The following is a 12217-nucleotide window of genomic DNA, read 5'->3' on the forward strand; positions in this document are numbered from 1 at the left end:
AATATACATGGGAAAGTTAGTAGAAGAATTTAATGGCTATCGTGAAAAAATGAACGATAGGATTATGGAAACGGCGAACACAAATATCAAACGTTTTTTTGCTTTAGATACCACTTCCTATGCTGATGGCGCCTTGGATGTTAAAACAAAAGAAATGCTGGGTCTGGTAGCCTCAATGGTGCTGCGTTGCGATGACTGTATTAAATATCATTTGGGCAAATGCTTTGACGCAGGTGTAAACAGCGACGAAATGAACGAGATTTTTATGATTGCCAATCTTGTGGGCGGCAGTATTGTAATTCCTCATTATAGAAGAGCAGTTGAGTATTGGGACGAGTTGAGTTCTAGTCCAGAGTCTTAAGTCCTAAGTCTATAGTCTCTTTCTCTTCCCAAATTATTATATTAGTTAAAAAAACATGGGAAAATTTAGAGAATTAATCGCTTATAAAAAAGGATTTGCTCTTTTCATGGACATCTTTAATTTAACTAAAGACTTCCCTAAATCAGAGCAATACAGCTTGGTGGATCAGATCCGCAGATCTTCAAGATCTGTTTGCAGCAGCATCGCTGAAGCCTATAAAAAAAGGAGGTACCCGAATCATTTTATCAGTAAACTATCTGATGCAGATATGGAAAATGGTGAAACGCAAGTTTGGTTAGATGTAGCGCTCGCCTGTAATTATATCTCTGAAGAAAAATTCAATTATTTGGATGCTCAATGTGAAGAAATAAGTAAATTATTAATTTTCATGATTAGCCATCCTGCAAAATTCGCATAATATGACTCAAGACTCTGGACTAAAGACTAAGGACTCCGTAGTACGCTGTTCCTGGGCTGGCACCGATCCGCTCTACATCAAATATCACGATGAAGAATGGGGGAAGCCGGTTTACGATGATAAAATTTTATTCGAGTTTTTAATACTGGAAGGTGCACAGGCTGGTTTGAGCTGGATAACCATTCTCCGCAGGCGCGAAAATTACCGTAAGGCTTTTGCCGGTTTCGATGTTAAAAAAGTGGCTGCCTTTACCGTAAAAGATGTGGAGAGGTTAATGAACGATGAAGGCATTATCCGCAACCGCTTAAAGGTAAATGGAGCCATTACCAACGCCAAATTGTTTATCGAAGTGCAGAAAGAATTCGGGAGTTTCTCTAAGTACTTATGGAGTTTTGTATCAGATGGCAAACCCATTTTAAATCATATCGAAAAAATGAGCGACGTTCCACCACGCACCGAACTCTCAGACAGAATCAGTAAAGACATGAAAAAGCGTGGCTTTAAGTTTTTTGGCACCACAATATGTTATGCACACATGCAGGCCACCGGAATGGTTAACGATCATTTATTAAATTGCTGTGCAAGATAATTTTTATGCAAAACGATCTTGCAATCCTAAAATCTATTATTAATCCTGGCTTTATTTTTTTGTCGCGTTATATTCCTTAACCCACTCCACTACATCCCTGCTATTAAACTCTGTTCCCGCTTCTAACTTAGCTTTCAAATCAGGTTGATCGCCCATTTTCTGCAACAGAATATTTTTAACCTCTAGTTTTTTGGCATCATCGGTAATGGCTTTCATGGGCACTTCCTGTAGCGGACCGGCTCCGGGTTTTTCGATGAAATAGCGTACCGCAGGCGCACCAGCTGGTCTTTCAGGCGCAGAATTTCGTCCACCGCCAATACTGATTCCTCCGCCCATACCCATGCCTCCATAACCACCTGTTCCGGTACCTATACCTACTGATGGCCTAAACCTTACTTTTTTCTCTTTAGCCTCGGGCACCAGAGTACCACCACCAAACGAATAAAGATTAACGGTTCCCATTTCAATCACCTTCACGAAACGGTATTCGAAATTACGCCCATTTGCAAAACCCTTGCTTACAAAGCTATTGCCGTTCCAGAAGAAATTTTTAACGTCTTTTGCAGGCAAAATTACATCCGCTTCATCATTGGCACTGATAAACACCGAAAAATAATCGGTTCCTTTTATCGTTCCTCGGATGACATCGTCGTTGTTTTTAACAATAAAATCCTGAGCAGAAAGCTGGTTTAAGGTGAAGAAGAAAAGAAAGATAGAAAACAGAAATTTCATATAATCAATTGGCTTTTCACAAATAACGGAACTAAATTTCAATTCGTACTAATTCAGGTTAATTTTGATATTTCCTGTTTCTATACCTGGATGTTCTTTTTGAAAATTGTTGAACGACTCTTTCATTTTACCTAAGGCATAAGCTTTCGTATTGCTGATGTTTTTACCCAATGCATAAAATTTATTGATGATGTAGATCTTAAACAGATATTCTTTTATTTCTGCAGAGGCCTGCGTATCTGTCATCACTTTGGCTAAATTTTCCCGATCAACAAAATTAACAAGACCAGCATGCGAAGCGATATAGTTGGCAACCTTGTTGATGCTATCCTGCTGATTACCAAAGGCATCTTTCGCTGCATTAATATCATCAATAGCTTTTAATTGTGGGGTAATTTCCCTGGCTAAAGCTTCTTTGTTAAGTGCGATCAGCCCTTTAGGCACAAAGAAAGCAGAATCTAATTTATAGGGATCAACAAAAAGAAATATGGTATCTTTTAAATTAGGATTTATCAAAGTATAACGGTCTACAATTCCTGTACTCGAATGTTCGCTTTTCCTTTTAGTAAAATCAATCTTTGATCCGTCCGGCCAGCGATAAGAATTTTCCAGTTTGGCCATGCGTAAGCTTAAGTAACTTCTATCTATTAAATTTTTAAAGGCACCAGTACCTATTGGCCGGTTGATAGATGCACCATACCCATCATCATTCCCTTTCAGGTTTTCAAAAGTAATATAGGTAACCAAAGTATCGGAAGGAAGCTGGGCTTTAACCAAGCCTGCAATCAGGCAAAAAATTAATGTATAAAATATTTTCATAGCGCGTTTTATTTAATGATGATGAAAGTTAAAGAATTCAATAATTTAATTTTAATTTTTTTGTTGATAAAGCATTTTACCGATATGATTAACTTTGGTTACTTTTATCATCCGGTAAATCTATTTGCCGGCAATCATTAAATCAGTGTAATCACATGAATAAAAAACTCTTTCTCCTAGACGGTATGGCGCTAATGTACAGGGCGCATTTTGCATTAAGTAAAAACCCGCGTTTTACGTCAACAGGTATCAATACATCGGCAGTAATGGGCTTTACCAATACTTTATTAGATGTTTTGAAGAAAGAAAAACCAACACATATTGCAGTGGTTTTTGATACTGAAGCACCAACAGAAAGACATACCTCCTTCGAAGCTTATAAAGCACACCGTCAGGCCATGCCTGAGGATCTGGCTGCTGCAATGCCTTATGTGATTAAATTAATTACCGGTTTTAATATTCCTGTGATCACTTCTGATGGTTATGAGGCTGATGATATTATTGGTACACTGGCCAAAAAAGCAGAACTAAAGGGTTATCAGGTCTACTGCATGACACCGGATAAAGATTTTGCACAATTGGTTTCAGAAAATATTTTTATCTACAAACCTGCCCGTATGGGTAACGATATGGAAATATTGGGCGTAAAGGAAATATTGGCCAAATGGGAGATCGAAAATGTATTGCAGGTAATCGATATTTTAGGTTTGTGGGGCGATGCCGTTGATAATATCCCGGGTATCCCTGGTATTGGAGAGAAAACGGCAAAAGCTTTGATCAAACAATATGGTTCAATGGAGAACATTATTGCCAACTCACACGAATTAAAAGGCAAACAACGCGAAAACGTAGAAAACTTTGCAGAACAAGGACTGATCTCCAAAAAACTGGCGACTATCTTATTGGATGTTCCCGTTGAACTTGATGAGGCCAGCCTGGAACTTTGCGATCCGAGCCGCGACTTGCTGGAACCATTATTCACAGAATTAGAATTCAGAACTTTAGGCCGAAGGGTATTTGGAGATGAATTTTCGGTTACCACGGCACGTTTTCAGGAAGGTACCCAAACCGATCTTTTTGGCAATCAATCGGGAGAGGCCATACAATATACCAATACACTTGAGGAGGAACCGGCAGAAAAACTTCCGGCCAAAACCATCGAAAATACGGAACACGATTACCAATTAATTGATACTGCTGAGCAGCGTGCCGATTTAATTAAATTATTACTTGCCGAAAAACGGATCTCGTTTGATACCGAAACCACCGGCACTGATGCAAACATGGCCGATTTAGTGGGTTTATCATTCTCGATAAAACCCGGCACAGGTTATTATATCCCTGTTCCTGCAGAAAGGGAAGAAGCGCAGCTTATTGTTGACGAATTTAGGGTGGTATTGGAAAATGAGGCCATCGAAAAAATCGGTCAGAATACCAAATACGATATACTGGTGTTAAAGTGGTATGGCATTCAGGTACAAGGTAAACTTTTCGATACGATGCTGGCCCACTACTTAATCGATCCTGATACCCGCCATGGTATGGATGTGTTGTCAGAAAATTACCTGGGTTATTCGCCAATTTCGATAACCAAACTAATCGGTGCAAAAGGCAAAAACCAGGGCACCATGCGTGATGTGCCGGTAATTGATGTGGTTGATTATGCCGCTGAAGACGCCGATGTTACCTTACAGTTAGCCCACATTTTTGAGCCAAAATTAAAAGAATTAAATGCCGCCAAACTGGCCGAAGAAATTGAAAATCCTTTGGTTTATGTATTGGCCGATATTGAAAAAGAAGGTGTACGCATTGATATCGAAACCTTACAGGCTTACTCTAAAGAGCTTGAAACTGAAATCGTCAAATTCGAACAGAATGTTTACGATAAAGCCGGGATTAAATTTAACCTGGCCTCGCCAAAACAGTTAGGTGAGGTGCTGTTTGATAAACTTCAGCTTGACCCGAAAGCCAAAAAGACCAAAACAGGTCAGTACCAGACCGGAGAAGACGTTTTAATGGCTTTAGCAAGTAAAAGTGATATTGTACAGGATATTTTAGATTTCCGCCAGTTACAGAAGCTTAAATCAACCTATGTGGATGCTTTACCATTAATGGTTAACCCGAAAACTGGTAGGGTACACACTTCTTACAACCAGGCCGTAGCTGCTACCGGCAGGTTGAGTTCTAACAATCCGAATTTACAGAACATCCCGATCCGTACCGAACGTGGCAGGGAGGTCCGTAAAGCCTTTATTGCAAGAGATGAAAACCATATCCTGTTATCAGCCGATTATTCTCAGATTGAACTTCGCATTATCGCGGAAATCAGTAAAGAGGAAAATATGCTTGATGCATTTAGCAAAGGGATTGATATCCACACGGCTACGGCAGCTAAAGTATATGGCGTAAGCATTGAAGAGGTAGATGGAACCCAGCGTAGAAATGCAAAAGCAGTTAACTTTGGTATTATTTACGGTCAATCGGCTTTTGGTTTATCTCAGAACCTGGGTATTCCACGTAAAGAGGCGGCAGAAATTATCGAACAATATTTTGCGCAATACCCAGGCATTAAACGGTACATGAGCGATACCATGAATTTTGCGCGGGAGAATGGATTTGTAGAAACGATAATGGGCAGAAGACGCTATTTAAGAGACATTAACTCGGCCAACCAAACGGTAAGGGGTTTTGCAGAACGAAATGCGATTAACGCGCCTATACAGGGCTCTGCTGCCGATATGATTAAGATTGCCATGATCAATATCCATAAAGAAATGAAAGTGCAGAATTTGCAATCAACCATGACCATGCAGGTGCATGATGAGTTGGTGTTTGATGTAGTCCGTTCAGAAAAAGAAGTGATGAAAGCCATCATTCAGGATAAAATGGCCAATGCCATTAAATTAACGGTGCCTATTGTAGTAGAAATTGGAGAGGGCGATAACTGGCTGGCTGCACACTAATATGAAAACGCTCTCCATTCTTATTTTAAGTTGCCTGATAACTATTGGCTGTATGGCGCAAAAGAGCGATACACTAATTACTTATAACTTTGGCGACAATTATTATAAAGCTACTGCTAAAGCGGCAGAAAGCTATAAAGTTTACAAAAAGGACAGTCTTTGGATCAGAAAAACTTTTAACGGCAAACAGGCTTTAACTAAAACGGAGATCTTTAGCGATAAAAAACTAAAAACATTAAACGGCGAATATCTTGAATATGAAGATGGAAAAGTTTCATTAAAAGGATTTTACCTGAATAACAAAAAGACAGGCCTTTGGACAAGTTTTGATGCTGATGATAAGCCAAAGGAAACCAAAACATTTAAGGAAGATGAGCTCAACGGGCCTTACACCAGCTATTGGAAAGATGGCAGCCCAAAAACAAGTGGAAACTATACCGATGATAAGAAAACCGGTGAGTGGAAGATCAATTACGAAAACGGTAAGCTTGCACTTAAAGAGTTATATGATGCCAGAAATAAAGTAACGGATAGTACCTACCTGGATATAGATGGGGATCCGGTTGCCAAAGCCGATATTACAACCGAACCATCATTCCCTGGCGGCATGAAAAAGTTTTATATGTATCTCGGTAAAAGTATCCGGTATCCGCTTGAAGCCCGGAACAGTAAGGCCCAGGGAAAAGTTTACTTATCATTTCTGGTAAGTAGCACGGGCAAAATAGAAGGGATTAAAGTAATTTCTGCACCTCACATCAGCTTAGCTGAAGAAGCCATTAAGGTAATGGAACAATCTCCAGACTGGATTCCGGCTACCTTGTTCGGAAAACCGGTCACCGTGCCTTACAACATCAATATTAACTTTACGATAAATTAGATTTTTAAAAAAAATAAAAATATTCGTTATCTTCATTAAAACTTCATATCAATTAATGAATTTTATATCAACAAAAAACGAGTAAAACAAAAATCGAAAATTATGAAAAAGTTATTGAGTTTAATCGCAATCGCAGCATTTGGTTTAACCACAGCATTTGCTCAAACACCAGCAACAACCGCTCCAGCTAAAGCTAAAATGGTTGCTAAAAAAGAAGTAAAAACTACAACTGCACCAGTAAAAGCAGGTGTAAAACAAGAGGCTAAAAAAGTAGAAACTAAAACTACTACTACAGCTGCTAAAGTAAAAGCAGATGGCACTCCGGATATGCGTTTTAAAGAAAACAAAGCAAAAGCAGTAACTAAAGTTGCCGGTCCAACCAAAAAAGACGGTACAGCTGATATGCGCTATAAAGCAAACAAAGCTGCTAAAAAGAATTAGGTTCAGGTTTATAATTTGAAGGGTCTCTAATGAAAATTAGAGGCCCTTTTTTGTTTATTATCCTTCCGACCAGAGCGCGACAAAATTCTTTATTCATATTTAAAGATTTCGCTACTATAGCGGCTGTCATGGCTACCAAATCAATTTGCACAATTTTATCGCGCTTTTAAAACCTTTTCACGTGTTGTTGGTTTTATCTGGCAATACCAGACCAAATATTGTCGTCAATTGACATTACCATTTAAATTAACCGGCTTGGAAACACAAGAAAAATATACAAAGGAGCGGAAGTCTTTTCTTCCTAAATTGCTGCTTATACTAGCCCTTGCATTGCTGCTTGGTGCTGAAGGTTACTTTGGGTTCAGGTTACATGAACTTTCCGATCAACAGGAGCACATTAAGAAAGATTACTCGAATATCAACAACATTACTTACGGGCTGTTTTCGGTACAGCAGTGGAAGGATAATGTATCAAAGATTGTGCACCATCAGGTAGGTAACCTGAAAATGACCAAAAAGCAAAAAAAGGTGTTGCAACATGAAGTTGAACAGGTATTGCTTGCATTGATCAATAAAGCAGAAGGCCTTGTAAATAAACCCAAAAAGACTTTAAGTGGGAAGATACAGAAATTCGCCATTAAAAATTTCGTGAATTCTGATAGTATAAAAGCGCAGGTGCCTGGCTTTGCAAGGAAAATTATTGCTGAGGTAGATAACCCTAAGAACAAAAAGCAGTTAAGTAAAATGGCCATTGGCGAGTTTAATGAAATTGCCAATGAAGAAAAAAAAGATAGTGCGTTTGTTGCAAATGCAGCCGCAATTAAAACGATGTACCAGAAATACCATGTGTCTTCTACTGAGCTTTTGAATAAAAAATTAGTCGCATCGCTGGATGAAATTCGTGGTAAAACTTATGCATATTCTTTTGGGATGCTTGCCTGTGTTGTGGTGGTGCTCGGATTTTGGTGGGGCCTCCGCAAACGGAGAGACCTGCATGTTACCCTTTTTGTAATGTCGCTGTTTTTTGCCTTTATCCTCTTAGCGGTTGGACTTACGGCTTCGATGATCGAGGTTGATGCCAGGATCAGGTCGCTTGATTTTGTATTATTGGGCGAGCACATATTGTTTAAAGATCAGGTGCTGTTTTTTCAGAGCAAGAGCATTATGGACGTAGTTAGGGTATTGATTAGTCAACCTGGAATCGATTCAATACTGGTAGGCGTGCTGATATTGGTTTTTAGTATCCTTTTTCCTGTGGTTAAGCTCAGCTCAACAGGTATCCACCTTTTAGGCAATAAACGGTTGGCTGAAAACGGAGTGATTAAATATTTTGCTTTCCAATCTGGCAAGTGGAGTATGGCCGATGTAATTGTAATTGCCATTCTGATGGCCTATATCGGGCTAAACGGACTGCTTGAAGGGCAGTTACAAGCCTTGAATATTAAAAATGATTCGCTTACCATCTTAACCACCAACAATACATCCCTGCAGCCTGGGTACATTATATTTATCAGTTTCGTGCTTTATGGACTCATTTTATCGACAATATTGAAGTTCATTACACCACATGATGCCCATTAAAACATTTCATTTTTAGCTGTTTGATCAATTATTTATGGCAACGATAACAAATACCCCACAAGATATACCGAAAAAGAAAAGCAGGATTGCCCCTATTGTGCTTATTGCTGCACTGAGCATCCTTTTGTTTGGAGAGGCTTATTTTGGCTACAGGTTCCATCAGCTTTCTGTGGAGCAAAAACATGTTAAGGAAGATTTCAGTCTATCAAACAACATCACTTTTGGGATATTTTCTGTCGACCGATGGGGAGAGAAAATTTCGGCAGTTGTTGACCGCAGGGTGAAAGGTTTTAACCTTACGGCGAAGCAAAAAACAGAAATGCGGAAAGAGGTGGAGAACGAACTGCACGGCCTTGTAAATAAAGCTGTATCTGAAATAACCAAACCACAGAAGAGCCTTGGTGGCAAGCTTAAAAAACTGGCTTTTAAAAGTTTTGTAGATGTAGATGAACTTCATGCGCAAGTACCTTCTTTCGCTAAAACGATTGTAACCAAGATTACCAGTCCCACCAGCTTGAAAAGGTTAAAAGGAATTGCCACCAGTAAAGTAGATGAGCTGGAAGCGCAAACCTACGACAGTACAGATACGACCATTACCACTGTTGAGCAAAATATCTACCATAAATACCATGTAACAAATGCAAAAGCTTTTGATAGCTTGGTGAATACGAGGTTGGCAGAGATAAAAAAAGACAGTTTGCAATATGCACTTGGGATGCTTGGTTGCGTAGCCATTGCTTTAGTATTATGGTTATTCTTGAGAAAAAAAGTGCAATTACATGTACCCTTATTTATCATGTCGCTTTTATTCGCAGCCATTTTGCTTACTGTTGGCGTTACCTCACCCATCATCGAGGTTGATGCCCGCATTCAAACCTTGGAGTTTGCCTTACTAGGTGATAAAATTGCCTTTACCAATCAGGTACTTTTCTTTCAGAGCAAGAGCATTTTAGGGATTATCGGAACATTGATTGAGCAGCCCAAGCCTGATGCCGTATTGGTAGGTGTATTACTGCTTATTTTTGTGGTTGTTCTTCCTCTGTTAAGAATTGTCGCCAGGGGTGTTCATGTATCCTGTGGCCACCTTTTTGGTAGCCGAAAAGTGTTACGGTTTCTGGCATTTGATCTTGGTAAATGGGATATGGCCGATGTAATGGTGGTTGGCGTTGCGATGACTTATATTGGTCTTAACGGGATCTTAAAAAGCCAACTCTCTGGGCTTAACATGCAAAATGATACACTAAAAACCGTAACGGCAAATAATTCGGCCCTGCAGCTTGGTTTTTTTGTGTTTGTAGCTTATGTAATCTACACCATAGTGCTCTCGTCTATACTGAAGCGTATTGATGAACAAAACGGTCCATGTTAATAATTGAATATAGATCATTAAGAAAGTTATAGTAGAAGAACAGATTTGATTTTAAACAAAAAGACCCTGAAACATGTTCAGGGTCTTTTTTATTTTACTTCCTCGTAATCTACAAAATCGCCGAGTTTATCTGTTTTACTTTGATCGGGTTTTGGAGGCATATAATCTATCGAGATAGAACCTTCTGGTTTCGATCGTCTCTGTTGTTGCTGTTGTCCTGTTGCCTGACTCTGCATTTTGCCGGCCAGGTTATTAAACAGCATAGGTAGAATCAGCCTGATCAACATTCTGATCAGCCAAAGCACCAATATTGTGATGAAAATGAATTTTATTAATACCATTCTTTAATTTACTGTTGTTACAAATATAGACGTCATAAAATTTATTTTGTTACTTTTTTAGCCTTTAATTGCAATTTCATTACAATATAATACGCAAATACGCCTATAATGGTTTTAACAAAACCTTCATTAGTCTCCAACTATCTCAGCAACGCGACCAACCTGGCCGTCTTCGAGCCGCACTTTTATCCCTCTCGAATGAAATGCTGAAGAAGTAAGAAGATCTTTAACTACCCCGTAAGTGATATTTCCTGACCTTTGATCTTTCTTCAAAATAATTCCGACTTCTAATCCTGGATAAATGTCTTTTCTGTTTTGCCCGTCCATTTTGCTGTAATAAGTTGATGATAAAAGCTCCAAAAATCCATAATTATTTTGAATGTTAAGGCAATTTGCTGAAATCTATTTCTGGTTTCTTGCCATTGGAGGTTCTGTTGAGGATTTTTCTCGGTGTGGTATAATCGTTAAAGAAACCACCGTTTTTTAAATAGAATGCCCCTTTTTCCGTTCCTCCCTGATAATCCATCCGGTATCCCTTCATTCCCGTATTATCGGTGGTAAAACGTGCTGATTTTAACTCGCTCCAAACGCCTTTATCATCGCAGATCCATTGATTATCGAACAATACTTTTCTCGATAAATCGCCTTGAACAGGCGAAAAGTTTTCTAAAAAGGAATGGAAACGTTTAAGGTAGGTTTTAGTCTGTGGCCTGCTGAAACTGGCAATCAACTGCCATTTATTGTTTTCCGGAGCAAAGAAATAAGCGGTGTATGTGGTAACGCTATCTTTTCCGGGTACGCCATGAAGCAGGAATTTATAGGTATTTCCTGCTTTCCAAAGGTAATTTAAATAACTCTGGCCTCCTGCACCTTCGTTACCAAATTCTCCTGTGTGTACACTTTCGCCTTTCTTTAACATTTTAATTTTGTGCGATTCTGGTATACTTTTAGGATCGTCGGTATTGAAAGGGCTCCATACCGAAAATAGGATATGCCTTTCGGTCGGGCTGTTTACCTGCATGCCAAAATAACCTTCACCAAAACCGCAAGCCATAAAATAAGAGCCAAGGATATCTTCGCCTTTTGGGACGGTTACTTCATTATAGTACCATTCTGCATTTACATTGTCGGGCTGTTGATAATTTAAATGAACAGATGGTCCACGCCTGCCCCAATGGAAGAAATTGCCTTCATTGTTTTTTACATAAGCGGTTTTTCCTTCTGTTGCCGTTCCATTGATGGTTAAGGTTTGGATGGAAGGAAAGTTAGCAACGCTTTTGTTTATCCCCTTTATGGTGATGGCAACATAGCCGGTATCTTTGATTGTCCACTCGCCAATTTTACCATCAAAAGTTTTGGCTTCATCAAAATTTACTTTTTTTGGTTGATTTTTAATAGAAAATTCTAGTGTCGATTGCCCTTCGATAACCAGTTTATCGCTAAGCGAAATAACCAGCTTGCCTGGCTTTGAAACCCTGAGATAAGCCGTAAAATACTCATTCGGGTTGCTCCAGTTTACGATTCCCTTGTTGGATAACGTTCTTTCCGAATCCTGATGTAAGGAACTGTAGGCATTGCCTGCGAGTGGCAGGGAAATAGTAGTAGAATTTTGGGCCTGACTTTTCAGACCGATAGCGCCGAGTACGATCAGCGTTACGAGTTTAAAAGATTTCATTGAATGATTTTTAGATAACTTATTGAACTGCAATTGTAACCCAAATTTATC

Annotated in this window: 13 protein-coding genes; 8 read left to right on the forward strand and 5 right to left on the reverse strand. The window is 39.2% G+C overall.

Annotated elements, in window-relative coordinates:
* Positions 1 to 7: 7 nt before the first annotated feature.
* Genes H9L23_RS21435 through H9L23_RS21445 form a run of 3 tightly spaced genes read left to right on the forward strand, consistent with a single transcriptional unit; the run spans position 8 to position 1368 of the window.
* Complete coding sequence (locus H9L23_RS21435; RefSeq protein WP_025141457.1) at positions 8 to 361, forward strand: carboxymuconolactone decarboxylase family protein; 354 nt, start codon at positions 8 to 10, stop codon at positions 359 to 361.
* Positions 362 to 416: 55 nt separating this feature from the next.
* Positions 417 to 779, forward strand: a complete 363-nt coding sequence (locus H9L23_RS21440) for a four helix bundle protein (RefSeq protein WP_187592238.1) — start codon at positions 417 to 419, stop codon at positions 777 to 779.
* A 1-nt stretch (position 780) separates the two neighbouring features.
* Positions 781 to 1368, forward strand: coding sequence for a DNA-3-methyladenine glycosylase I (locus H9L23_RS21445; protein WP_187592239.1), 588 nt, complete (start codon positions 781 to 783; stop codon positions 1366 to 1368).
* 51 nt (positions 1369 to 1419) lie between these two features.
* Here the strand turns inward: H9L23_RS21445 and H9L23_RS21450 are convergent, their stop codons facing one another.
* A complete protein-coding gene (locus tag H9L23_RS21450; protein WP_187592240.1) occupies positions 1420 to 2100 on the reverse strand; it encodes a hypothetical protein in 681 nt (226 codons plus the stop codon).
* A 48-nt stretch (positions 2101 to 2148) separates the two neighbouring features.
* Complete coding sequence (locus H9L23_RS21455; RefSeq protein WP_187592241.1) at positions 2149 to 2919, reverse strand: hypothetical protein; 771 nt, start codon at positions 2917 to 2919, stop codon at positions 2149 to 2151.
* A gap of 155 nt (positions 2920 to 3074) precedes the next feature.
* Here H9L23_RS21455 and polA point away from each other — a divergent pair, with 155 nt between their 5' ends.
* The 5 genes from polA (at position 3075) to H9L23_RS21480 (ending at position 10150) form a co-directional block, all read left to right on the forward strand.
* Entirely contained in the window at positions 3075 to 5882 is a 2808-nt protein-coding gene (polA, locus tag H9L23_RS21460) for a DNA polymerase I (protein ID WP_187592242.1), read from the forward strand.
* Positions 5883 to 5934: 52 nt separating this feature from the next.
* Positions 5935 to 6759 (forward strand): energy transducer TonB, encoded by an 825-nt coding sequence (locus H9L23_RS21465; RefSeq protein ID WP_187592243.1) that lies wholly within the window; start codon positions 5935 to 5937, stop codon positions 6757 to 6759.
* Between the two features lie 102 nt (positions 6760 to 6861).
* A complete protein-coding gene (locus tag H9L23_RS21470; protein ID WP_187592244.1) occupies positions 6862 to 7200 on the forward strand; it encodes a hypothetical protein in 339 nt (112 codons plus the stop codon).
* A 255-nt stretch (positions 7201 to 7455) separates the two neighbouring features.
* A complete protein-coding gene (locus tag H9L23_RS21475; RefSeq protein WP_187592245.1) occupies positions 7456 to 8781 on the forward strand; it encodes a paraquat-inducible protein A in 1326 nt (441 codons plus the stop codon).
* Positions 8782 to 8815: 34 nt separating this feature from the next.
* The gene (locus tag H9L23_RS21480; protein WP_187592246.1) at positions 8816 to 10150 is read left to right on the forward strand and encodes a paraquat-inducible protein A; all 1335 of its coding nucleotides are present in this window, start codon (positions 8816 to 8818) and stop codon (positions 10148 to 10150) included.
* 89 nt (positions 10151 to 10239) lie between these two features.
* Here the strand turns inward: H9L23_RS21480 and H9L23_RS21485 are convergent, their stop codons facing one another.
* The 3 genes from H9L23_RS21485 to H9L23_RS21495 form a co-directional block, all read right to left on the reverse strand.
* Positions 10240 to 10491, reverse strand: a complete 252-nt coding sequence (locus H9L23_RS21485) for a DUF4834 family protein (protein WP_187592247.1) — start codon at positions 10489 to 10491, stop codon at positions 10240 to 10242.
* A 129-nt stretch (positions 10492 to 10620) separates the two neighbouring features.
* Positions 10621 to 10818 (reverse strand): YwbE family protein, encoded by a 198-nt coding sequence (locus H9L23_RS21490; RefSeq protein WP_183767082.1) that lies wholly within the window; start codon positions 10816 to 10818, stop codon positions 10621 to 10623.
* Positions 10819 to 10873: 55 nt separating this feature from the next.
* Complete coding sequence (locus H9L23_RS21495; RefSeq protein WP_187592248.1) at positions 10874 to 12166, reverse strand: DUF3472 domain-containing protein; 1293 nt, start codon at positions 12164 to 12166, stop codon at positions 10874 to 10876.
* Between the last annotated feature and the right edge of the window lie 51 nt (positions 12167 to 12217).

It is taken from the genome of Pedobacter roseus (assembly GCF_014395225.1).
GTDB lineage: Bacteria > Bacteroidota > Bacteroidia > Sphingobacteriales > Sphingobacteriaceae > Pedobacter > Pedobacter roseus.

Excerpts from the sequence above, each read along its gene's own strand:
- H9L23_RS21485 (WP_187592247.1), bottom strand. The coding sequence starts at position 10,491 with ATGGTATTAATAAAATTCATTTTCATCACAATATTGGTGCTTTGGCTG.
- H9L23_RS21490 (WP_183767082.1), bottom strand. The coding sequence starts at position 10,818 with ATGGACGGGCAAAACAGAAAAGACATTTATCCAGGATTAGAAGTCGGA.
- H9L23_RS21440 (WP_187592238.1), top strand. The coding sequence starts at position 417 with ATGGGAAAATTTAGAGAATTAATCGCTTATAAAAAAGGATTTGCTCTT.
- H9L23_RS21495 (WP_187592248.1), bottom strand. The coding sequence starts at position 12,166 with ATGAAATCTTTTAAACTCGTAACGCTGATCGTACTCGGCGCTATCGGT.
- H9L23_RS21480 (WP_187592246.1), top strand. The coding sequence starts at position 8,816 with ATGGCAACGATAACAAATACCCCACAAGATATACCGAAAAAGAAAAGC.
- H9L23_RS21445 (WP_187592239.1), top strand. The coding sequence starts at position 781 with ATGACTCAAGACTCTGGACTAAAGACTAAGGACTCCGTAGTACGCTGT.
- H9L23_RS21470 (WP_187592244.1), top strand. The coding sequence starts at position 6,862 with ATGAAAAAGTTATTGAGTTTAATCGCAATCGCAGCATTTGGTTTAACC.
- H9L23_RS21450 (WP_187592240.1), bottom strand. The coding sequence starts at position 2,100 with ATGAAATTTCTGTTTTCTATCTTTCTTTTCTTCTTCACCTTAAACCAG.
- H9L23_RS21435 (WP_025141457.1), top strand. The coding sequence starts at position 8 with ATGGGAAAGTTAGTAGAAGAATTTAATGGCTATCGTGAAAAAATGAAC.
- polA (WP_187592242.1), top strand. The coding sequence starts at position 3,075 with ATGAATAAAAAACTCTTTCTCCTAGACGGTATGGCGCTAATGTACAGG.
- H9L23_RS21465 (WP_187592243.1), top strand. The coding sequence starts at position 5,935 with ATGGCGCAAAAGAGCGATACACTAATTACTTATAACTTTGGCGACAAT.
- H9L23_RS21455 (WP_187592241.1), bottom strand. The coding sequence starts at position 2,919 with ATGAAAATATTTTATACATTAATTTTTTGCCTGATTGCAGGCTTGGTT.